The organism is Micromonospora sp. CNZ309, from assembly GCF_002846525.1.
The window spans coordinates 2,321,189-2,344,067 of sequence record NZ_PJNG01000001.1 but is presented as its reverse complement, the minus strand read 5'-3'; the positions used below and the strand labels follow the sequence as shown (position 1 = coordinate 2,344,067).

The 22,879-nt window shown below is 74.7% G+C and carries 16 protein-coding genes; 6 read left to right on the top strand and 10 right to left on the bottom strand.

Translation table 11 applies throughout. From position 1 onward, the window contains the following. Positions 1-13: 13 nt before the first annotated feature. The 5 genes from CLT72_RS09410 to CLT72_RS09390 form a co-directional block, all read right to left on the bottom strand. Positions 14-232: an MbtH family protein gene (locus tag CLT72_RS09410; protein ID WP_101410886.1), complete on the bottom strand. Its 219-nt coding sequence runs from the start codon at positions 230-232 to the stop codon at positions 14-16. Between the two features lie 72 nt (positions 233-304). Continuing rightward, positions 305-1,600, bottom strand: a complete 1,296-nt coding sequence (locus CLT72_RS09405) for an MFS transporter (RefSeq protein ID WP_101410884.1) — start codon at positions 1,598-1,600, stop codon at positions 305-307. A gap of 13 nt (positions 1,601-1,613) precedes the next feature. Further along, the gene (menC, locus tag CLT72_RS09400) at positions 1,614-2,756 is read right to left on the bottom strand and encodes an o-succinylbenzoate synthase (RefSeq protein WP_101410882.1); all 1,143 of its coding nucleotides are present in this window, start codon (positions 2,754-2,756) and stop codon (positions 1,614-1,616) included. 73 nt (positions 2,757-2,829) lie between these two features. Beyond that, positions 2,830-3,465 carry a MurR/RpiR family transcriptional regulator gene (locus CLT72_RS09395; protein WP_101410880.1) on the bottom strand — a complete coding sequence of 212 codons (636 nt, stop codon included), beginning with the start codon at positions 3,463-3,465 and terminating at the stop codon, positions 2,830-2,832. After that, positions 3,462-4,166, bottom strand: a complete 705-nt coding sequence (locus CLT72_RS09390) for a GNAT family N-acetyltransferase (protein WP_101410878.1) — start codon at positions 4,164-4,166, stop codon at positions 3,462-3,464. Before CLT72_RS09390 ends, CLT72_RS09395 begins: the two co-directional genes overlap by 4 nt. A gap of 96 nt (positions 4,167-4,262) precedes the next feature. Here CLT72_RS09390 and CLT72_RS09385 point away from each other — a divergent pair, with 96 nt between their 5' ends. Then, positions 4,263-5,408 (top strand): M20/M25/M40 family metallo-hydrolase, encoded by a 1,146-nt coding sequence (locus CLT72_RS09385; RefSeq protein ID WP_101410876.1) that lies wholly within the window; start codon positions 4,263-4,265, stop codon positions 5,406-5,408. A gap of 112 nt (positions 5,409-5,520) precedes the next feature. Here the strand turns inward: CLT72_RS09385 and CLT72_RS09380 are convergent, their stop codons facing one another. Continuing rightward, a complete protein-coding gene (locus tag CLT72_RS09380; RefSeq protein WP_350823800.1) occupies positions 5,521-6,603 on the bottom strand; it encodes an SdiA-regulated/phytase-like domain-containing protein in 1,083 nt (360 codons plus the stop codon). A 317-nt stretch (positions 6,604-6,920) separates the two neighbouring features. Between CLT72_RS09380 and CLT72_RS09375 the strand changes: the two genes are divergently transcribed. The 4 genes from CLT72_RS09375 to CLT72_RS09360 all read left to right on the top strand — a co-directional run bounded on the left by CLT72_RS09375 (position 6,921) and on the right by CLT72_RS09360 (position 13,635). After that, a complete protein-coding gene (locus CLT72_RS09375) occupies positions 6,921-7,451 on the top strand; it encodes a GTPase domain-containing protein (RefSeq protein WP_101410874.1) in 531 nt (176 codons plus the stop codon). Between the two features lie 300 nt (positions 7,452-7,751). Beyond that, entirely contained in the window at positions 7,752-12,095 is a 4,344-nt protein-coding gene (locus CLT72_RS09370) for a S8 family serine peptidase (protein ID WP_144082222.1), read from the top strand. Between the two features lie 124 nt (positions 12,096-12,219). Beyond that, complete coding sequence (locus CLT72_RS09365) at positions 12,220-12,642, top strand: DUF6234 family protein (RefSeq protein ID WP_101410870.1); 423 nt, start codon at positions 12,220-12,222, stop codon at positions 12,640-12,642. A 120-nt stretch (positions 12,643-12,762) separates the two neighbouring features. Further along, positions 12,763-13,635, top strand: coding sequence for a peptidoglycan DD-metalloendopeptidase family protein (locus CLT72_RS09360; protein ID WP_101415055.1), 873 nt, complete (start codon positions 12,763-12,765; stop codon positions 13,633-13,635). Between the two features lie 82 nt (positions 13,636-13,717). Here CLT72_RS09360 and CLT72_RS09355 read toward each other — a convergent pair whose 3' ends face one another. After that, positions 13,718-15,979, bottom strand: coding sequence for a catalase (locus CLT72_RS09355; protein WP_101410868.1), 2,262 nt, complete (start codon positions 15,977-15,979; stop codon positions 13,718-13,720). Positions 15,980-16,132: 153 nt separating this feature from the next. On the opposite strand from CLT72_RS09355, the gene CLT72_RS09350 reads away from it, so the two are divergent. Then, complete coding sequence (locus tag CLT72_RS09350; RefSeq protein ID WP_101410866.1) at positions 16,133-16,837, top strand: serine hydrolase domain-containing protein; 705 nt, start codon at positions 16,133-16,135, stop codon at positions 16,835-16,837. Positions 16,838-16,885: 48 nt separating this feature from the next. Here CLT72_RS09350 and CLT72_RS09345 read toward each other — a convergent pair whose 3' ends face one another. The 3 genes from CLT72_RS09345 to CLT72_RS09335 all read right to left on the bottom strand — a co-directional run bounded on the left by CLT72_RS09345 (position 16,886) and on the right by CLT72_RS09335 (position 22,873). Next, complete coding sequence (locus CLT72_RS09345; protein WP_101415054.1) at positions 16,886-18,277, bottom strand: N-acetylmuramoyl-L-alanine amidase; 1,392 nt, start codon at positions 18,275-18,277, stop codon at positions 16,886-16,888. 190 nt (positions 18,278-18,467) lie between these two features. After that, on the bottom strand, positions 18,468-19,907 hold the full coding sequence (locus CLT72_RS09340) for a nitroreductase family protein (RefSeq protein ID WP_101410864.1): 1,440 nt from the start codon (positions 19,905-19,907) through the stop codon (positions 18,468-18,470). Between the two features lie 65 nt (positions 19,908-19,972). Beyond that, positions 19,973-22,873, bottom strand: a complete 2,901-nt coding sequence (locus CLT72_RS09335) for a LuxR family transcriptional regulator (RefSeq protein ID WP_486484204.1) — start codon at positions 22,871-22,873, stop codon at positions 19,973-19,975. Between the last annotated feature and the right edge of the window lie 6 nt (positions 22,874-22,879).

Here is a 22,879-nt window from a genome sequence, read left to right as displayed (position 1 = left end):
GTCCGGTGCGGCGTCAGCCGGTCGCGGCGTGCTCGTCCATCCAGCGCCGCAACGACAGCGGCCGCATGTCCGTCCACACCTCGTCGATGTGGGCCAGGCACTCGGCGCGTGTCCCGGTGGTGCCCTCGCGCCGCCAGCCGGCGGGCAGTTCCCGGTCGTCCCACCAGATCGAGAACTGTTCCTCGTCGTTCACGACCACCGCGTACGTCCGGGTGTCGTCGTCAGCGCTCATCGGACCCCCCTTCGCCGGGAAGGATTCCAGCCACGTCGATCGCGTGTCAAGGAATCGGGCGATCTTCCGACGTCAGGCGGAGGTGGGCCGTACGACCGGCTCCGGATCCGGTGTGGACGGACCTGGCGGCGCGGTGGCGTCGCCGATGCGGGGCGTCCGGGCGACCCAACGGACGGCCGGCCCGGCGGCGAGCGCGCAGCCCACGAAGATCGCCGCGACGACCCACCAGCCCCAGCCGCCGGTCTGGATCGCCAGGAGCGTCAGGCCCACCGGCGCGAAGACGTCCGCCGTCGAGCTGACGGTCTGCGCCGTACCGAGGTACACCCCGCGCGACGCGGCGGGCGGCACGTTGGTCTGGAAGAACCAGAGCGCCGCCGAGAACCACAGCTCGGTGCTCGTCACCAGCACCACGACGCCGAGGAGCACCACGACGGTCCACCAGCCGCCGGTCCGGCCCGCGAGCGCGGCCACCGGGCAGGCGATCGCGGTGACGAGGGCGCCCCGGCGGATCAGGCGGGCCGCACCGGGAAGCGAGTCGGCGCCGCGCGCCGCCGGCACCTGCAACGTGATCACCAGCACCGTGTTGAGGGCCAGCATCGCGCCGAGCAACGGCTTGGGGGCGTCGGTGTGGGTGATCGCCCAGAGCGGCAGGATCTCGACCAGGATCACCGCGTGGAACATCATGACGGCGAGGAGCACGGCGGTCGCGACGTAGGGCAGGTCCTTCAGCACCGCCCACCGCGACGCGCTGGTCGTCCGGTCGTGCCGCACCACGGGCGCGGCCGGGAGCCGGGTCACGAGGGCGGCGTTGAGCAGCGACAACGCCGAGTTGAGCAGCACCATGGCGACGAGCGCGGCGGGGGAGTCGAACGCCAGCGCGACGGCACCGAGCCCGGTGCCGAGGGTGAACCCGGCGTTGAGGTACGAGCGCGCGTACGCCATCGTGCGCACCCGGTCCCCGGCCGGCATGGCGTCGGCGGTGTAGATGGTGCGCCCGGCGTTGGCGAAGGAGTCGGTGGCGGCGGCCACCACCATCAGCACCACGAAGCCCACGAAGGACGTCACCAGCGGATAGGCGGCGAACGTCAGCGCCGAACCGAGCGCGCCGAGGGCCCAGGACCGCTGCCCGCCGATCCGGTCGGCCAGCGCGCCCAGGGGCAGGGAGGTGAGCACCCCGGCGAGCCCCGCGATCGAGAAGCCGACCCCGATCTGCACGGCGCTGAGCCCGAGCACCTCGGTGAAGAACACGATGCTGCCGGTGAGGAAGGTGCCGCTGCCGACGGCCACCATGGCGGACTGGTACGCGATCGCCCGAGGCAGCCCGGGCGGCGGCAGGAGCCGGGACGCGGCGAATCGGTGACCGTCCATGGTGCCGGTCAGGCTACCCGGGCGACCGTCTCGCCGCGCCCGCCCGCAGCACGAGCCGGTCGGTGGTCCTCTCCTCGACGTACGCCAGGTCGGCGTCCCAGCCGAGCCCGGGCGAGGCGGGCACCGCGACGAGGCCGTCGGTGCTCACGATCGGGCGGGTGGTGACGTCGCGGGCGTAGTACTTGTCGGAGCCGGAGACGTCGGAGGGCAGCGTGAAGCCGGCGAGTGCGCTCAGCGCGACGTTGGCGGCCCGCCCGATGCCGAACTCGTGCATGCCGCCGCACCAGACCGGGACACCGTGCTCGCGCGCGAGGTCGTGCGCCCGTACGGCGTGGGTGAGCCCGCCCATCCGCGAGACCTTGACGTTGAGGACGCGTACGGCGCCGAGCCGCAGCGCGGTGACGAGGTCGTCCACCTCCTCGACGGACTCGTCGAGACAGACGGGGGTGTCGATCCGCTCCTGGAGGGCGGCGTGCGCGACGAGGTCCCGTGGCGCGAACGGCTGCTCGATCATCATCAGGCCCAGGCCGTCGAGCGCCGCCAGGACGGCCCGGTGCCCGGGGACGTCCCGGTAGGCGCCGTTGGCGTCGACGTGCAGCGGCACGTCCGGGTACGCCGCGCGGACGGCCCGTACGGGCTCGACGTCCCAGCCCGGCGCGATCTTGAGCTTGATCCGGCGGTAGCCCTCGTCGACCCGCAGCCGCACCTGCGCGAGGAGGTCGTCGACGGTGGGTTCGATGCCCAGGGAGACGCCCGCCTCGACGGTGCCGCGCGAGCCGCCCAGCGCGTGCGCGAGGGGGACGCCGTTCGCGGTCGACCACAGCGCCCAGGCGGCGATGTCGAAACCGGCGCGGGCGAAGTGGTTGCCGCGTACCCTGCCGAGCGCCGAGGCCAGCTCCGCCGGGTGTGCCCAGTCGGTGCGCAGCACCATCGGCGCGAGGTGGTCCCGGGCGACCGCCCAGCAGCTCTCGACGGTCTCGGCACAGTAGAACGGCCCGCTCGGCGACGCGATCTCGCCCCACCCGACGGCGCCGTCGGTGTCGGTGAGCGTGACCAGGACGTGCTCCAGCTCGCGCTTGGCGTGGGAGCTGGTCTGGAACCGGCGCACGAGCGGCAGCCGGACCCGGCGCAGCTCCACCACCTCGATCCGCCTCACGACGCCCCCTTTCCGTGTTCGGCGTGGCCCCGGGCCGGCCCGGGGGCGGCCCCCGGGCCCCGCCGCCGGCCGGTCACGTCCGCTCCGCGTAGAGACCGAGCTCGGCGGCGAGGGCGTCGCGCTCGCGCAGGCGGCGACCGGCGCCCTTCGAGCTGGCGATGGTCAGGGTCGCGAGCAGGTGCAGCGCGAGCACCACCGAGGTGGGGGAGTTGGCGTACGAGGCGCTGTCGGCGCCGATGACGATGCGCGCGGCGGCGCTCTCGGCCAACGGCGCGTCCTCGGCGTCGGTGACGAGCACCAGCCGACCGCCGTGGCGGACGTACGCGGCGGCGACGTCGATGGTCTCGCGCCGGTAGCGCGCCATGCAGACGGCCACGAGCAGGTCGCCCTGGCGGATGTCGCCGAGCACGTCGAGGGAACGCAGCGCCGCGCCGTCGACGAGGTGCACGCCGGAGAGCCCGGCGCTGAGGTCGGCGGCGAGCAGGGACGCGAAGCCGAGCGACTTGCCGTGGCCGAGCAGGTACCGGCGCCGGGCCGACACGATGAGCGCCGCGGCCCGTTCGATCGCGTCCTGCTCGGCGGCCCACGCCAGGGCCCTGGCGAACTCGGTGCGTTGCTGCTCCAGGACCCGCTGCTTGAGCACCTGCGCCGACCTGCGCTGCACGTTGCGGTCGAAGCGCTCCGCGGGCGTCGATCTCGTCGTGGTCATGCCTCGTCCCGTCCGAACAGGTAGCTGACGCGGCCGGGGGTCCGGGGGCGCCGCACGACGCCGACCAGCCGCCCACCCGTGGCGAACCGGTCGGCCAGCTCCCGGCGCAGCCGCGCCCGCTCGTCGGGCGCCCGCGCGGCCGTACGGTCGTCGGCGGGCGAGTCCACGGCCGTGTGCCCGGGGGCGGGCGTCGGCGTGCTGCCTCCGGCGCGGTCGAGGTCCCAGCGGACCAGGACGCGGTCGCTGCCGCCGTCGTCGTAGAAGTCGGGCAGGAAGCGGATCCCGACGGCGCCCAGCACGTTCAGGTTGAAGTGGGCGTTGCGCAGCGCGTACGGGTCGAAGGTCCACCGCATGGTGTGCGCGCCCACGCGCCGGGCGGCGTCGGCCTGGGCGTGCTTGAGCAGCCGGCCGACGCCGCGCCCCTGGACCCGCGCGTCGACGACGGCGGCCTGCGAGTAGTGGTAGAGCTCGCCGTGCTCGACGCCCGTGAAGCCGTAGCAGAAGCCGACGAGGCAGCCGTCCTCGTCGAATGCGCCGATCGCGGTCCCGGCGTTCTCGCCCAGCGCGGCCAGGAGGCGGGGGCTGACGGCGTGCTCGGGACCCTCGTAGCCGAAGACGCTGCGGTAGAGCGCCGACGCCGCCGTCCGCTCGGCCAGCCCGGCGAGGTCGCGCGCCACGATCCCGTGGGTGTCACCGGCCATCGCGCCCGCCCTTCCAAGGATAGCGATCGTATGTCTGTCAGGCTGCCGTAATATCCGCTCGTTGACAAGGTCCCGGGTCGATCATAGTGTCCGTATGTGTCGTCATCGTCGCATCTCGATCCCGCTCTCGCCGCGCTGCGCCGCTACACGCTGCACGAGTCGCCGACCGGCGACCGGCGGGCGCTGGCCGCGCTGGCCGACGTGCTCGACGCGGACGCCGCCGACGCCGGCTTCCACACCGCCCGGGAGCCGCACCCCGACGGCGACCATCTGGTCTGGACCCTGCCGGCGCGCGGGGTCGCGGGCGGTCCGCTGCTGCTGCTGAGCCACTACGACACCGTCTGGCCGGTCGGCACGCTGGCGGGCATGCCGTGGTCCGTCGAGGGCGACACCGTCCGCGGCCCGGGCGTCTACGACACCAAGGCCGGGCTCGTCGCACTGCTCGCGGCGGCGGCGCGCGTCGCACGTGAGGGCGCCCCGCACCCCGAGATCAGGGTCCTCGTCGTCGCCGACGAGGAGACCGGCTCGCCCACCGCCACCGGGCTGGTCCGGGCCGAGGCGGGCCGGGCCCGCGCGGTGCTCGGCCTGGAGCCGCCGCATCCCGGCGGCGACCTCAAGACCGGCCGGCGCGGCAGCACCCGGGTCCGCATCGAGGTCACCGGCGCCGAGGCGCACGCCGCGCTCGACCCCGACGACGGGGTCAACGCCATCGACGAACTGGTCGACCAGCTCGTGCGGGTCCGCGCGCTCGTCGCGGGCCGGCCGGTCCTGCTCAACACCGGCACGGTCGCCGGTGGGGGCCGGACCAACGTGGTCGCCGGCGCGGCCCACGCCGACCTCGGCCTGCGCTTCACCGACCCCGGGAACGAGGACGCCGTCCTCGCCGGCCTGGCGGCGCTGCGTCCGGTACGCGAGCGCGCCCTGCTCGCCACCCGGCTGCTGTCGCACCGGCCCACCTGGCAGCCGGATGAGGCGGGGGCGCACCTGCTGGACCGGATCGTGGCCGTCGCCGCCGGCCTCGGTCAGCGCCTGGCCGGTCGCCCGGCCGACGGCGCCGCCGACACCAACACCACGGGCGCGCTCGGCCGTCCCACCGTCGACGGGCTCGCCCCGCCCGGCGGGGGCGCGCACGCCCGGCACGAGTGGGTCTCGGCCGCCGGCCTCGGTGCCCGCGCCGACCTGCTGGCCGCCCTGTTCACCGGCCTGCACACGGCCGGGTCGTCCCACGGGGACGGTGCCTGACCCGACGCGCTCCCGGGAGCCGGGACGGCGGGCCAGACCCCGGGGACCGGGACGGTGGCACGACCCGGGGCCCGCGCGCGGATCAGCGCGACGTGGCTCGCCGCGTCCTCGGTCAGCGCGACCGGGAACGCCGCGCGCGGGCCAGCGCGACCAGCCCCACGGCGATCAGCGCCAGCCCGAGCGCGCCGGCCACCACGAGGTAGGTCTCCACGGCGCCAAGGCGGCCGGTCCCGTCGTCGGCGGCGCGGGTCGTAGGGTCGGGCGCGGCGGGCGACGTGGGGGACGCGACGGGCGCCGGCAGCGGGTAGCGCAGGACCGTGGGCAACGTCCCGGGTGGCTGGTCGGCGGTCTCGGACACGGTCAGCAGGAACTGCCCGTCGCGGCTGTAGGTGACCGACTCGCCCTGCGGCTCGTCCGGCAGCGCGATGACCCGTGGCGTTGCCCCGGTCAACGCCGAGACCACGTCGCCGTCGCTGACCTCGAACTCGTACGCGTCGGCGTACGTGCGCAGGACCACCCGGCGTCCGTCCGGCGCGGTGGCGGCACCGGTGACCGCCGTACGGCCGAGCGCCCCGTACGGGTTGCTCGTCGTGGAGGCCGGCAGCCGGGCCTGCCCCACCTTCTCCAGCCTCGCCGTGGTGCCCGGGCGCAGGGGGGCGCTCGGGGCGTACAGCGTGGCCGAGTACTTGGTCACGACCAGCGGCCGGTCGTCGGCGGTCACCAGCAGGGCCTCGGCGTCGTGCGGGCCGTCCGGGTACGCCATGCGGTACAGCAGCGGTCGGTCGGCACCCGGCGGCAGCTTCCACACCGCGATCGTCTGCCGGGAGCGGTCGTTGTCGCCGGTGTCCGCCACCCAGACCGTGCCGTCCGCGCCGACGGCCAGGTCCTCCGTGTCGCGCGGACGCGACGGATATGACACGGTCCGTACGACGGAGCACCGCTCGTCCAGGAAGAAGATCCGGCGGCGGGCCTCGTCGTCCGCGCCGTCGTTGACCATGACGAACCCGCCGTCCGTGGCGACCATCCCGGAGATCTCGCTCAGCCGGCCGCCGCGCACCTCGCACACCGGCGTCGCGGGCGCCGGTGTCGGCGTCGGATCGGCCACGGCCGGGCCGGGGGCCGTCGTGACGGCCAGGACGACGACCGCCCCCGCCGCGACCCGCAGCCGCCGGGTCCCGTTGCCTCGTCGCGTCACCAATTGTCCCCTCGGTGCGGGCCCGCCCCGTCCGGCAGCGGCGGTTACGCGAACCGGTGTCCCGCTCCTGCCGGACCGGGCGCCGCGTCGTGTGTCGTGACCGGCTGCCGTCCGCGCGGCACCGGTGCGTCGCCGGCCCCGGGCGCGAGCAACGCCCGGGCGCCTGACCAGGGGGTGAGTGTATGACCCGGGGGCAGCACGCGCGGCACGGCCCGCCGTTGCGACGCGATCCCGGGCCACCGCCGCGACCGCGCGGGCCGCCACGGGCGCGCCCACCGTCCGGCACCGGCCAGCCGACGGCGGCGTACGCTGCCGCGATGACCGCGCCGGCCCGCATCCTCGTCTACGGGGTGTACGGCGCCGGCAAGTCCACGCTGGCGGCGCGGCTGGCCGAGCGGCTCGGGCTGCCGTGGCACCCGGTCGACGACCTGCTGTGGCAACCCGGCTGGGTCGAGGTGCCGGTCGCCGAGCAGCGCAGCCGGATCGAAGCGGTCTGCCGACGCGACCGCTGGATCCTCGACGGCGCGTACCACGGGTGGCGGGACGTGGTGCTGGCGCGCGCCGACCTCGTCGTCGGCCTGGACTATCCGCGCTGGTTCTCCTTCTGGCGGCTACTGCGGCGCACCGCCCGACGGCTGGTCAGCGGCGAGGAGACCTGCAACGGCAACCGCGAGTCGCTGCGCAGCGTGTTGTCCCGGGACTCCATCCTGCTGTGGCACGCGACCGCCTTCCGCCGGGCCCGGCGGCGGATGCGCGCCTGGCAGTCCGATCCCGCCGGCCCGCCGGTGCTGCTGTTCCGCTCCCCGGCGGAGCTGGACCGCTGGTTGGCGGGCCTGACCCGCCGCTGAGGACGCTGCGGGGCCCGTCCCGGAGGCGACCTGGCCCGCGGAGCCCCGGCCGACGGATGCGTCAGCCGCCGGGGCAGACCGTCGACGGTCTCGTCGCCGCCCCGCTGACGAGCCGCCCCGCCACCGGACCGGGCCGGCGACGCCGGCGGAATCCACGCATGGACGTACGCCATTGCCTTGCTTCTCGTGATCACCTAGGTTGTCACCCGATCGCACCCAGCCGCAGCGAGCACCTCCCCGGCTCTGGCCAGGCAGCGAGGCAGGACCCATCGCGCCGCCGACGTGACTTAGGAGCTCACCGTGGCACCGTCCTCCGGTCGAAGAACGTTCCCCTCCCGCTGGCGCACGCCGGTCCGGCTGGTCGCGGCGATGGCGGCGGGCACCATGCTGCTCGCCGTGGCCCCCGCGCCGGTCGTGGCGGCACCGCTGCCAGCGGGCGACACGACAACCGAGGGGGCAGCCCGCCCGGCGTCGCGCAAGGCGCAGCCCAAGAGCGGGCTCTGGCTGGTGAAGATGGACAAGCCGTCGGTGGTGGCCGCCTCGCGGGCGAGGCCGGCACGCACCGGCAGGATCGACACCCGGTCCGCGGCGAGCACCTCCTACGCGCAGGAGTTGGCGCGGCAGCAGGACACGCTGGTGGACGAGATGGAGGCGGTCCTGGGCCGCTCCGTGCGGGTCGCCCACACCTACCGCAACGTGGTCAACGGCCTGGCGGTCGAGGTCAGCGCGGACGAGGCGGCGCACCTGTCCGGCCTGCCGGGGGTCAGCGCCGTCGTACCCGACGAGGTCCTGGAGCTGACGACCGACACCAGCAACGCGCTGATCCAGTCGCCCGCGGTGTGGGAGGGCAGGACGGCGGAGAACGTCGGCACCCGTGGCGAGGGTGCCATCGTCGGGATCCTGGACTCCGGCATCAACCCCGACCACCCGTCGTTCGCGGCCGTGGACGGCGACGGCTACCGGCACACCAACCCGTACGGCGCCGGCAGGTACGTCGGCGTCTGCGCCCCGACCCATCCCCAGCACAAGGCGATCTGCAACGACAAGCTGATCGGCGCCTGGTCGATGGTCGGCGCCGACGCCCGGGACGACAACGGTCACGGCAGCCACACCGCGTCGACCGCCGCCGGCAACCGGCACGAGGCGACCATGACCGTCGGCACGAGCACGCACAAGGTCACGGTCTCCGGGGTCGCGCCGCGGGCCAACGTCATCTCGTACAAGGTCTGCATGGCCATCGGCTGCCTCTCCTCGGCGACGATCGCCGCCGTGGACCAGGCGATCGCCGACGGCGTGGACGTCCTCAACTACTCGATCTCCGGTCGCGACGACCCCTGGAAGGACCTCGTCGACCAGGCGTTCCTGGAGGCGTACTCGGCCGGCATCTTCGTCGCCGCCTCCGCCGGCAACAGCGGCCCGGGCGCCAGCACCGTCGCGAAGACCGCGCCGTGGAACATGTCCGTCGCCGCGGTCAGCCACGAGCGGGTCATCGCCCACCGGCTCGACGTGACGGGCCCGACCCCCGTCCCGGCGGCGCTCACCGGCATCGCCGCCGTGATCGGGGAGAACTCGCCGAACCCGCCCATCGAGGGTGAGATCCGGTACTCCGGCGCCGTCGACGTGGACAACGTACAGGCCTGCGTCCCGTTCCCGGCAGCGGCGTTCAGCGGCAAGGTCGCCCTGCTGCCCCGGGGCGGCTGCGACTTCTCCGTGAAGGTCAAGAACGCCACCGCCGCCGGCGCGACCGGCGTGGTCGTGCACAACCAGCACAGCGGCCCGCCGATCACGATGGGCGCGCTCGCCGGGACCACCATCCCCGCCGTGATGGTCTCCCTCGCCGACGGGCAGCGGTTGCGCGACCACGTGGCCGCCACCGACGGCCCCGTCACCGTGCGCGTCGACCCCGGCAGCGAGGTGCTGCGCAACGGTGAATGGACCGACGTGGTGGCCGACTTCAGCTCGCGCGGACCCAGCAAGTTCGACATGCTCGCGCCCACCGTGGCCGCCCCGGGCCGCAACATCCTCGCCGCCACCATGGCGTCGAAGGACAACTCGGCCACGTACGCATTCATGCAGGGCACGTCCATGTCGTCGCCGCACGTCGCAGGCGCCGGCGCGCTGCTGGCGGCACTGCACCCCGACTGGTCGCCGACGCGGATCCGGTCCGCGCTGGCGGTCACCGCGGACCGTGACGGGGTGGTCAAGGAGGACGGCCGCACGCCGGCCGACGCGTTCGACATCGGCTCCGGCCGGATCAACCTGGCCCAGGCCGCCCGGACCGGCATCGTGCTCGACGAGACCGCCGCGAACTTCGTCGCGGCCAACCCCGACGCCGGTGGCGACCCGCAGACGCTGAACCTGCCGGCCGTCGTCGAGCACCACTGCCTCAAGGTCTGCACCTTCACCCGGACGGTGTCCAGCGTGGCCAAGGTGGCCGCGACCTACCAGGTGACGCCGCAGGCGCCGACCGGGGCGCGGATCACGGTCGCGCCGACGCAGTTCACCCTGGCGCCCGGCGCCAGCCAGGAGCTGACCATCACCCTGGACGTCACCGGGACCGCCCGCAAGAACTGGCTCTTCGGTGCGATCGACCTGACCACCGACGCCCGGCACGCGCCGGACGGGCAGCCGATCGCCCGGGCGCACTTCCCGGTCGCCGTCCTTCCCGCGGCCCCGGACCTGACGGTCGACAAGACCGAGCTCAGCTCCAGCATGGACGTCGCGCAGAACGAGAGCCACACCGTCAAGGTGGGCAACGCCGGCGGCGCCGAGCTCACCTGGCGGGCGACCGGCGACGGCGACGAATGCGCCTGGCCGACCTGGGTCAAGGTGACCCCGGCGCAGGGCGTCCTTGGCGCGTTCAAGAGTCAGGACATCCAGATCACGCTCGACTCGACCGGCCTGGACGACGGGGGCGTGTTCCGGGCCGACCTGTGCCTGGCCAGCAACGACCAGGACCAGCCGACGACGACGATCGCGCTGGAACTGACGGTGGTGCCGGTGCCGAAGATCGAGGTGGCACCCAGGTCGCTCTCCGCGCGGCAGCCGGCCGGGCTGGTCACCAGCCAGAAGTTCGCGGTACGCAACGCCGGGCACGGCGTGCTGGACTGGCGGCTGGACGACCCGGACGCCGGCCCGAGCGACGAGCGGATCCGGCTCCTGCGTGACGGCGTCCTGCTGATCCCCAACTCGGGCAGCGCCACCCGCGGGGTGATGGCGTTCGACCCGCAGACCGGCAATCAGATCGACCCCCAGTTCATCCCGCACGTCAAGTTCGACCCGACCAGCAACCTCTACACGCCGTTCCAGGTCATCGCCAAGCCGGACGGCAGCGGCTTCCTCATGTCCGACCAGGTCAACTCGGTGGTCACCGAGCACGGCCTGGACGGCAGCTTCCGGCGCGTCTTCGCCCCCGCCGGTGGTGCGGGGGATCCGACGGTCATGGGCAACACCCGGGGCATCGCGCTCTCGCCGCGCGGCACCGTGCTGGTGACGGTCGCGTCCCAGGCGAACGCCCACTCCGTGGTCGAGTTCGACGCCGAGGGCAGGTATCTGGGCACGTTCGTCGCCCCGGGCGCCGACGGGCTCAAGGGGCCGTGGGGGATCCTGTTCCGCGGCGACGACATGCTCGTCTCCGCCAGCGACAGCGACGCCATCCACAGCTTCACGAAGGACGGCTCCCGCGCCAACGCCCGCTTCTTCGAGGGGCTGAGCTGGCCCGGCCAGCTCGCGGAGCTGCCCAACGGCAACGTGCTCGCGGCGAGCTGGGGCAGCGGCTCCACCCCGGGAGTCTGGGAGATGGACCGCGACGGCAAGCTGGTCGGCGTCTACACGCCGCCCGGCGGAAGCGGATACCAGGGCGTCCACCCGCTCGGTAACGGCAACATCCTGACCACCAGCTCCAAGGGGGTCCACGAGATCGACCGCTCCGGCCGCCTGGTCGAGGTCGAGAACGACAAGGGGGCGGCCCGCTTCATCACCCACGTACGGCTGCCGGACCTCCAGCCGTGCGTCACGCCCGACGAGGTGCCGTGGCTGACGGCGTCGCGTACGGCGGCCGGCACCGGTGCGGGCAGATCCAGCGAGGTGACCATCTCGATGGACAGCACCGGGCTGGCCGCCGGCACGTACCGGGCCCAGCTCTGCGTGACCAGCGACGACCCCAGCACCCCCCTGGTGACGCTGCCGGTGACGCTCGAGGTCACCGACCAGACCTGCACCCAGGTGGTCAGCGGCGAGCGCCGTGGGCCCCTGCTGGTCGGCGCCGGGGTGGCCTGCCTCGCGCCCGGCGCCGCGGTCTCCGGACCGGTGAGCGTCGGCAGGGGCGCGGGGCTGATCGCGCTCGACGCCGGCGTCGTCGGGCCGGTGACCGCCACCGGGGCCTCGGTGGTGGAGCTGACGCGCAGCCGGATCGACGGCCCGCTCTCGGTCACCGGCGTCACCGGCCGGGTCCTGATCGCCGGGACGCGGGTGACCGGCCCGGTCGGTGTGGTCGACAGCCGCACCGGCGACACACCGGTCGTGCTCTCCGGCAACCGGATCGACGGGCCGCTGCGGTGCGTGGGCAACCAGCCGCCGCCGGTGGACGGCGGGGTGCCCAACACGGTCGGCGGCCCCGCCTCCGGCCAGTGCCGGGGGTGGTGAGCCGGCCGCCCCGCCCGGCTCGTCGCTGACCTGGCTGCCGCCGGCCCTCGGGCGGCCGGGTCGGGAAGCGCGGTGAGTACGCGGGCTCACGTCCCGGAGCCCCGCCTCCGCCAGGCTGTACGCCATGACCCCGTCGACATCCGCCGCCCGCCCCCGGTACGTCCTGGTGCTCCTGACGGCGCTCTGGGTGGTGGCCTGCCTGGCGTTGCTGTGGTGGTTGTTCACCATCGGCATGGAGGGATGGGCCGACCACCACTCGAACGGTGACGCGCGGGCGGCGGAGATCGGGCGTCGCTCCGCCCGGGCGCTGCTGCTCCTGGCGGTGGTGGCGGCGGGCGGAGCGGCCGTCATCGCGCTGGTGGCGTTCGGCTGCCGGTACCGCCGCACCGCACTGGTCTACGCGTTCCTGGCCGTCGTGATCACGGCGGCGCTGACGCCTGCGGTGGCGGACGCGGCGCGCACGCTGAGGCCGCCGCCCGCGCCCGTCCCGGCGCCGACGACCTGCCAGGAGCACAGCGGCGGCGACAGCCGCTGCCCGGGCGGCTGAGCGCTCCGGGTGGGCGGGCCCGCCACGCGCCCGATCGGGGCCGGATGGTCGACAGATCCATCCGCGGCTATGTATCGTCACTGCCTCGACCGGCGCACCCCGACCAGCAGGGAGCACGTGATGGACCAGCTCGACCCGCCCACCTGCTGTGGCGACGGCCCGCCGGTCACCGGCATCGACCGCCGGGCGGTGCTGCTCGGCGCCGCCCTCGGCGCGGGCGCCCTGGCCGGGCTGGCCGTCCCCGGCCGCGCCTCCGCCGCGCCCGTGATCTACCACCCGTTCGCCGCGTACCCGGTCACCGGCACCTGGCAGGACCACCTGAACCGGGGTTCGCTCGGCGGCGTCGACTTCGGCATGCCGGTCGGCACCCGCCTGCCCGCCTGCGGCGCCGGCACCGTCCAGAACATCCCGTACAACGGCACGGGCGGGCACACCGTCACCATCCACCACGCCGACGGCTACCGCAGCCAGTACATGCACCTGTCGCAGTTCCTGCTCGGCAACGGCGCGACCGTGTCCAGCGGCACCGTCGTCGGTCTCTCCGGCGGCGCGGCCGGCGCGCCCGGCTCGGGATCCTCCACCGGGCCGCACCTCCACTGGCACATGATCAATCCGGCCGGCGTACGCATCAACCCGCTGGCCTACCTCGGGCAGCAGCCCGCGCCCGGGCGACTGCCCAAGACCTCCACCGAGTACGACGGCATTCCCGGCACCATCTTCTACCAGCGCATGCAGAACTGGCTGCGGCTCACCGCCGGATACGTCGGCCCGATCGACGGCGTGCCAGGGCCGAACACGTACGCCGCCCTCCAGCGGGCCATGCGGGCCTACGGCTACACCGGACCGATCGACGGCCAGCCCGGCCCGAACACCTGGCGTGCCGTGCAGCGCCTCGCCTCCGGCTACGGCTACACCGGCCCGATCGACGGGGTGATGGGCCCCAACTCGTGGCGCGGCTTCGCCCGCTTCCTCAACCAGGACAGGTGGGACTGAGCGCCAGTCGGGCGCACAGGACCGCCGACGAGGGCCGTCCCCCGATGCTGCGGGGGACGGCCCTCGTCGACGTACGGACGCGTCAGGCGACCGAGGCGGGGAACCTCTCCCACACCCGGTGGGCGGCCAGCAGCCGCTGCACGGCGGCGAAGACCTCGGCCCCCGAGCCACCCGCGACGACGCCCGGCGTGCCGGCGACCCCGGCCTGGCCCAGCACGTCGACGCCGGCGCCCCACGCGCCGATCGCCTTGGCGTGCCGCCAGCACTCGTCGACCAGCAGCAGCACCCGCGGATCCACGGTGGCGGAGTCCGCCGCGCCGGCCTTGGCGTCGCGCGCCGGCGACGCGTCCGGTGCGGGCGCCGGCGCCCCGGCAAGCAGGAGCAGGTCGAACTCGACCGAGCGGCCGGTGGCGAAGGTGCGCTGCACGGGCAGGTCGCCCACGCGGCCGCCGTGCGGGGCGATGAGGAGCGGCACCATGCCGGCGGCGAAGACCGCCCGGCGTACCTCGTCGACGTCGTCGAGCCCGGCGCGGGGGTCGACGACGATCCCCACCGTGCGACCGTCGGCCGGCCACTGCCCGCCGACCTGCGACAGCGCGGGGCTGGGCGCGGCGTCGGCGAGCGGCACGGTCGGCTCCGGCGCGGGCAGGCCCAGCCCGGTGGCGACCTCCGCGCACAGCACCGGGTCGATGTTGGCGAGGCACTGGAGCTGGCGTTCCCGGATCGCCTGGTGGTAGCACTTGCCCAGCTCGAAGGTGTAGGCGCGGACGATGTGCTCCTTCTCGACCGGCGACATGCTCAGCCAGAACAGGCGGGCCTGGCTGTAGTGGTCGTCGAACGAGACCGGATTGGCGCGCACCTTGGGCGCCTGTGTCACCTGCACCGGCACGTCGACGAACGCGCCGTCGGTGTCCCCGGCGGGGAAGGGGTTGCCGCCGTCGAGCGAGTTCGGCCGGTACGGCGCGACCCCGGCGTGCACGGCCTGCTGGTGGAAGCCGTCGCGCAGCATGTCGTTGACCGGGGCGTGCGGGCGGTTGATCGGGATCTGCGAGAAGTTCGGCCCGCCCAGCCGGGTGAGCTGCGTGTCGACGTAGGAGAACAGCCGTCCCTGCAACAGCGGGTCGTTCGTGACGTCGATGCCCGGCGGCAGGTGGCCGACGTGGAAGGCGACCTGCTCGGTCTCGGCGAAGAAGTTCGTCGGCGTCCGGTTGAGCGTGAGCTTCCCGACCGGCTGCACCGGCGCCAGCTCCTCCGGCACGATCTTCGTCGGGTCGAGCAGGTCGATCCCGGCGAAGGTCTCCTCGGGGGTGTCGGGAAAGACCTGGAGGCCCAGCTCCCACTCGGGGAAGGCGCCGGCCTCGATGGCGTCGTACAGGTCCCGGCGGTGGAAGTCCGGGTCCACGCCGCCGAGCAGCTGCGCCTCCTCCCAGGTCAGGGAGTGCACGCCGAGCTTGGGCTTCCAGTGGAACTTGACCAGCGCCGTCTCGCCGGCCGCGTTGACCAGCCGGAACGTGTGGACGCCGAAGCCCTCCATCATCCGGTAGGAGCGCGGGATGCCGCGGTCGGACATGTTCCACATGGTGTGGTGCTGCGCCTCGGTGTGCAGGGAGACGAAGTCCCAGAAGGTGTCGTGCGCGCTCTGGGCCTGCGGGATCTCCCGGTCGGGGTGCGGCTTGCCGGCGTGGATGATGTCCGGGAACTTGATGGCGTCCTGGATGAAGAAGACCGGCATGTTGTTGGCGACCAGGTCGAAGGTGCCCTCGTCGGTGTAGAACTTCGTCGCGAAGCCGCGGGTGTCGCGGACCGTGTCGGCCGAGCCGCGCGAGCCGAGGACGGTCGAGAACCGGACGAAGACGTCGGTCGTCCTGCCCTTGGCCAGGAAGCCGGCCTTCGTCACGCCGTCGGCCGTGCCGTACGCCTCGAAGACGCCGTGCGCGCCGGCCCCACGCGCGTGCACGACGCGCTCGGGGATGCGTTCGTGGTCGAAGTGGGTGATCTTCTCGCGCAGGTGGTGGTCCTGGAGCAGGACCGGACCGCGCGGGCCGGCCTTCAGCGAGTGGTCCGTGTCGCGCAGCCGCGCGCCCTGCGCCGTCGTGAGGAAGGCGCCCTGCTGGCCGTTCGCCGTCGTCGGGGCGCCGGTCGGCGCGCCTGTCGGCGTACGGGTCTCGGGCGCACCCTGTTCCGTCTTGGACGGCAACGGCTCGCGTGGCGTCGTCGGCTCCTCGACCGTCGGTGGGGCGCTACCCGGCGCGCCCGGCACGTCCGGGGTCAGCGCGTCGGCCACCTTTCCGGCTGCGGTTCCCACGACGTCCCTGACCGCCTTGGCGGGCTTGCTGACATCCATCTGACGAGTTCCTCCGTGAAAGTGGCGTTGAGCAGGCGTCTTGGCCCGTACCCCCAGCCGGGCCGGGGAAACGGGGACGCGACGACGGGGACCACCGGTGCCGGACGCGGCCCCCCGGCGCCGCGTATCGTCCGCCCGTGAGCGCAGGGTCGGCTGAGTCTCGACGACCGTCTCCTGGACCACCTGCCCGAGCTGCGGCCGATCGCCGCCGACGGGGTCGAGGACGTCACGCTCCGTCAACTTCTGACGATGACCAGCGGCACCGGTCACCGCTGGTTCGCCGACGAGCGGATCACCGCCCCCGACCTGCTCCACGAGATCGTCGCCGCGCCGCTCGCGGCCACGCCGGGCACCCGCTTCGCGTACACGGGTTCGGGCGCGTACGCCCTCGGGCGGGTGATCGCCCGGGTCACGGGGGCGGACCTGCGCTCGTTCCTGCTGCCGCGTCTGTTCGCGCCGCTGGACCTGCGCGACCCGCCCTGGCGCACGTGTCCGCTGGGCCACCCCCTCGCCGAGAGCGACCTCTTCCTCCGCACCGGGGAACTCGCCCGGTTCGCCCGGTTGCTGGTGCAGGAGGGCCGGTGGGACGGCCGGCAGGTGCTGCCGGCGCCGTACGTGCGGCGGATGACGGGGGAGCGGGTCGACACGGGCACCGCCACGTACGGCGAGGCGTACACCCACGGGTACGGGCTGGGCGTGTGGATCGACCGGGCCGACACGTACCGGCTGGACGGCCGCTACGGCCAGTACGTGGTGGTCAGCCCCGCGCGCCGGGCCACCGTCACCGTGACCGCGCACGCGGAGCGCGATCAGGACCTGCTCGCCGCCATCCACGAGTTGGTCGTCGCACGGCTGTGACGCGTCGACGCCGTCCGCCGGCGGGGCGGACGGCATCGGCCGCGGCGGTCAGCAGCGCGGTACGCCGGGGATGAAGCCGTCGTGACCGGTCAGGACGAAGGCGTCTGAGACGTACCGGTTGGTGCCGATCCGGTCCCAGACGTTGGTCGTGCCGTAGGGACCGGTCACCGTGGTGCCGACGGCCTGGCAGTAGATGCTGACGGTCGTGCCGTCGGCGACGGAACCCACGACGCTGTAGCCGGTGCCGGGGCCGGAGCGCACGTTGAGGCTCACCCCCTCGGTGTTCACCGTGCCGGAGCCGACGCCGCTCTGCTGGTTGACCAGCTGCATGTAGTAGGTCCAGTTCCAGTGGGGGCCCGGGTCGGTGTGGGTGGCGCCGGGGACCTCGTGGTGGCCGATGATGTGCGCCCGGTCCTTCGGGATGCCGTACTTGTTGGCGAGGCTGCGGGTCAGCGTCGCCGACGCCCGGTACATCGCGTCGGTGAACCAGGCCGCGTTGTCGACGTACCCCTCGTGCTCGATGCCGATGGACTGGGTGTTGTAGGTCCAGTTGCCGGCGTGCCAGGCGATGTCCTTCTCCCGTACCGACTGGGTCACCGCCCCGTCGGAGGAGCGGAACGTGTAGTGCGCGCTGGCCTTGGCGGCCGGGTTCTGGAACCAGCTGATCGAGCCGGCGTAGCTGCCCTGCGTGACGTGGATGACGATGTACCGCACCGGGTGGCTGGTGGGTCGGCTCGCCACGGTGTAGTTGCTGGTGCTGGCCGGTGCCCAGGCGGCCGGCCCGTAGTCGGTGCTGAGGATGCCGACCTCGTCCGAGGCGCCCGGCAGGTCCCGCTCCGGCGCCACCGGGCGGCCCTGGACGCTGCCCACCCCGGCGGGACCGGTGTCGAAGCCGGAACCGAGCAGGTCGTAGACGGCGTCCGCGTAGAGCCGGGCGAGCGCCGGGCTGGCCGCCCCGCCGTAGCGGGCGACCGGGGCGTACCACTCGTCGACGTCGTCGCGCTCGGCCGCGTCCAGGCCGGCCCGGTCGGCGTAGGAGCGTAGGACGGCAGCCGCCCCGGTGATGTTCGCGGCGGGGTCGGCGCGCAGCGCGCCACGGCTGAGCCCGGTCAGCGTCGCCGCCTCGTCCAGGGTGCGCAGCTTGGGGTTGCTGACCAGGTGCATCATGCCGTAGCCGCCCGCCGCGCTGGGGGCGCCGCCGTGCCCGTCCAGGCGGGTCTCGGCGTATCCGAGGGCGACGAGCAGGTCGCGGGGGACGTCGTAGCGGCCGGCGGCGGTGTCGAAGGCGGCGGCCAGCCGGGCGGCGGCCGGTGGGCCCGCCTCCGGGGCGGCCGACACCGGCGCGGCGGCCAGGACTGATCCGCCGGACAGGACCAGGGTCGCGGCCAACGTGGCGCCGAGCAGCCCACGCCTGCGTCGCGCGACGGGTCGAGCAGTCATCTGCACCCCTCCCGATATTCGTCGACATCGATAGGAGTCGACGGGTGGCGGTACCGTACACCGCGACGTGAGTCGATGTAAATCCCTTCCGTCGTCGCGGGTGGCGATGACGGAAACCTTCATCAATCGGGCGGACGGCTCCGCTCCGGTCGGCGGTGTGCGGGGTGCTGCGCTCGCGGCGCGACCGGCGTCACGAACCGCCGAGGCGGGGCATGACCGGCCGGACCTCGACCGGGGCGCCCGGCCGCCCGCCGGCCCGCGAGCGGTACTCCGGCACGCCCACGCAGGTGAAGAGCAGGCCCGCGAGGTCGTCCGGCTCAGCCAGCAGACCCGGGACCGCCGCGTCGAGGAAGGTCATGCCGGAGGCGCCCGCGCCGAGGGCGTACGCCGCGAGGTGCAGCCGGCCCTCGACGAGCCCGGCGGCGAGCTGGGCGTCGCGGTAGCCGCGGTCGTCGAGCGCCGACAGCGGCGCGGCGGCCACGACGACGTAGGCCGCGTCGCCGGCGAGCGCCTGGTCCAGGCAGACCCGCAGCAGCTCGTCGCGCAGGTCACCGGCGCGCAGCGGCGCCGACAGGTCGGGCCACCGGTAGAGGCCGGGCGTCACGCCGTCGACCCCGTGCACGGCGACCCAGTGCGGCACCGGCACACCGCGCAGGGCCGCGGCCAGGGGCCACTCCAGCAGGGCGCGCGGCAGCGTCCGGGACCTGTCCATCCGCCGTTGTGAGCCGCGCCGGCGGACGACCTCGTCGAGCGGGTCGGACGGCGGGAACGTCGACAGTGGCTCCGCCGACGGCCAGGGCGCGCCGAGCACGTCCCGCTCGCCCGCGCGCTGCGCGGCGGTGCACAGCGGCAGCTCGACCGGGGGCAGCTCGCCGGGGAGCGCCGGCCCGGTGGGCCCGATCGCCGGCTCGCCGTCGCCGAACGACAGCAGGGCCAGCGGGTACTCGTGCACCCCGTCCGCGCCGACGAGCGCGCGCACGGTGGCGTCCGGGAAGAGCGACCGCAGCCGGGGCGCCAGGCCGGCGCTCGCGGCCGCCGCCGACAGCTGGGACAGCAGCGTGCCGGCGTCCCAGTAGAGGTGGCGCCAGCCGCGCTCGGCGTAGCGCCAACCCGTGCGCCAGGGCACGCCGGTGACCACCAGCGTCGTGACCGCCCCGGCCGCGGCGGGCGCCACCCGGACGAGTGCGTGCCGCCGCGCGTCGTACCAGTGCACGCCGTCGGGCACCCCGGCGACGCCCCGGGTGCTGGCGTAGACCTCCAGCGGGAACCGCGCCCCCGCCGAGCCGGCGGCGCGGTAGAGGACGGGGCGGCCGTCGCGCTCGGCGGTGCGCACGACGCCGGCGCCGAGGAAGAGGACGCGGCCGAGCTGCGCGGCGTCGAGGGGCCGGGCGGCGGACGCGACGCCGGCCAGCACGGCGGTCGCGGGGGCACCGGGATCGGGCAGGTCACGGGGCAGGGCGAGGACGCCCGCGCCGTCCGGGTAGCCCTTCATGGGCGGCGGCAGGGTCGCGGGGTCGTTCGGGACGAGGTCGTGGCGTACGCGGGGATCGTCCACGGGCACGTTCCACTCGCGGCCCGGCTCGTAGGACGTCAGCCGGTGCAGCAGCCCGGCGCCGGTGTCGAGGTCCATCCGGTCATCCTGCCAGCCCGCGACGCCCCACGGGGGAGCGCGCGGCCCGCCGGGGCCGCCGCCGGTCAGGCGCTCTCCACCTCGGCGGCGAACTCGCTCAGCGCGATCCGGTTCGGCAGGCCCGTCTTGCCCAACAGGCTGGACACGTGCCGCTCCACCGTGCGCGGGGACAGGTGCAGCCGGGCGGCGATCTCCCGGTTGCTCAGCCGCCCGACCAGCAGCCGCAGCACCTCGTACTCCCGCACCGTCACGCCCACCGACCGCAGCTCGGCGGGGATGTCGCCGGCACCGGAGCGGCGCTGCGTCAGCCGTACGCCCGCCCGGCGCAGCAGGGCCCGGCAGGCGCTGGCCACGGCCGGCACGTCGCTCGAGTGGAAGTGCTCCTCGGCGGCGCGCAGCCACTGCACGGGCGTTCCCCAGCCGTCGGCGAGGGCGGCCTCGCAGACCAGCCGCAGGGCGAGGTGCCGACCCATCGCGTACGGCGCCCCGGCCCGCATCGCCTCGGCTGCCGCCTGCGCCGCCGCCTCCGGCCGACCGGAGCGGCCGAGCAGCACCGCCTTCGCGAAGAGCGCGAACTGCAGGTCCCAGCGCAGCCTGCTCGCCGAGTCGCCCTGCACCGCCTCGTAGGCCGGCCAGCCGGCCTCGCCCGACATGACCTGGAGCAGCAGGTGCAGGCCGTGCCGGCCGGAGAGGTGGAAGACCGTCGGGCTCTGCGCCTCGGCGTCGAACGCGCGGGCCAGCTCGTCGAGAGCGCGGGGCCGGTCCTCCTCCAGCAGCGCGCAGAAGGCCCGGGCCAGACCGTGTACGCGGGTGGCGTGCAGGGCCTGGTCGCCGCTCCACCGGCGGAACTCGGCCAGCGCGTGCTCCATCTCCCGGCGCCGCCCCCGGTGCGCGGCCAGCACGGCGCTGACCAGCAGCACGTACTGGGTCGTCTCCAGCAGCTTCAGCCGGGTGGTGGCGGCCAGCACCTGCTGGACGAGGGCGGCCGCCGTGTCGAAGTCGCCCCGCAGCACCGCGTGCAGGGCGAGGCTCGCCTCCGCCTGGTGGCGGGCGGTCACCGCGCCGGCCTGGGAGGCCCGCTCCCGGGCCTGTTCGAGGCGGTCCAGGCGCGCGTCGCGCAGCGCGTCGTCGTTGCCGAGGCGGATCAGCGCGTGGATCTCCCAGATCGGCAGCCGGTGCTGCGCGGCGATCGCCAGGGCCCGTTCCAGGCACCGGGTCGCCTCCGCCGGGTCGCGGTGCCGGATCAACGCGCCGAGGAGCTGCCAGGCCTGGCAGGCCACCACGGGCAGCGGGACGGTCTCGGCGACGGTGGCGGCCCGCCGGGCCAGCGACTCGGCGGTGGCGAGCTGGTCCTGGCCGGCGGTGTCCAGCACCAGGTGGGCGGCGACCACGTCGACCGGGGCGGTGTCCTCCGCGGCGGCGTCCGGGCCGAGCAGGGCCCGCGCCTGCTCCACCTGGGCCAGCCCCTCGGCCGACCGGCCGGCGACCGTCGCCGCCCAGGCCAGCCGGGTGTGCAGCTGCGCCCGCCGGCGCGGATCGACGCCACCGATCTGGTCGAGGGTGCTGACCGAGGCGAGCGCCCGCTCGACCAGCCCCGCCTCGGCCAGGGCGTGCAGCAGGGCTTCGAGGGCCGCCGCGCGCGCCACGGGGTTCTCGCCGAGCAGGCCGATCGCGCGGTCCAGCAGGGCGACCGCCGTGGTGGCGCCGCCCTGGGCGATCGCCCGCCGGCCCGCCTCGGTGAACAGCCGGCCGGCCGTCTCCGGGTTGTCGGCCTCCAGGTGCAGGGTGGCCGACACCTGGCACCACTCGCCGGGCAGCCCGGGGAAGACCGCCTCCACCGCGTCGGCCATCCGCTGGGCGAGCCGGGCCCGGTCGCCGGGACCGAGGAGGGTGAGCAGCGCCTCCCGGGTGAGCCGGTGCCGGAAGGCGTACCAGTCGGTGAGCTGGTCGTCGACCGTGACCAGCCGTGCCGCGACGTCACCGCACAGGTGCTCCAGCACGCCCCGGTCGCTCAGCCCGGTGGCCGCCTGCATCACGGCCAGCGGGAAACGTTGACCCAGCAGCGCGCCCATCGAGAGCAGCTCCCGGGCCCGGGGATCGAGCTGCTCGACCCCCTGCGCCATGCCCTTCGCCAGGGTGCTCGGCAGGCCCGCGGGCAGCTCCTCGGACATCCGCCAGCCCTCGGGGCCCCCGATCAGCAGGTCGCCGTCGACCATGCCGGCGACTAGTTCCTCGATCAGGAAGGGGTTGCCGGCACTGCCCGTCGAGACGAGGGCGTGCGCGGCCGCCGGCACGCGCTGCGGGTCGGCGTCGAGGCACGCGCCGACCATCTGCCGCAGCTCGTCGTCGTCGAGCCGGCCCAGCTCGATGAGCGTGCACTGACCGCGCTGGGCGGCCGACCGGGCGATGGTCGACGCCGCGCAGGGCTCGGCCCGGATGGCGCCCAGCAGCAGGGTCGGTTGCAGGGCGAGGTTGTCGATGAGGTACTCCAGCACCGTCAACGTCTCCGTGTCGGCGTCCTGGAGGTCGTCCAGCAGCATCAGGCAACCCCGCCCCGCGCCGGCCACCCCGGTCAGCCGGAGGACGGCCTCGGCGAGGATCACCAGGGACGCGTTCTCCTGATCGGCCGGCGGCCGCCCCCAGTCGGGGACGAGCCGGCCGAGGATCGGGCCGTACGGGCCGAGCGCGCCGGGGTCGACCGGCCCGGAGCGCAGCAGCGACAGCACCGCCTCGGTCAGGGGCCGCAGCGGCACCGCCGTGCCGATCGTGCTGCCCCGGCCGCGCATCACCCGCATGCCCGCCGTGGTGGCCAGTTCGGCGACCCTCGACGCGAGGCGGGACTTGCCGACGCCGCTCTCGCCGACCACGAACACCGCGCCGCCACGGCCCGCCCGCGCCGATTCGAGGCTTTTGCGCACCGCGCTGAGCTCGACGTCCCTACCGATGAACTTCGAGGAGCGGTACACACTGCG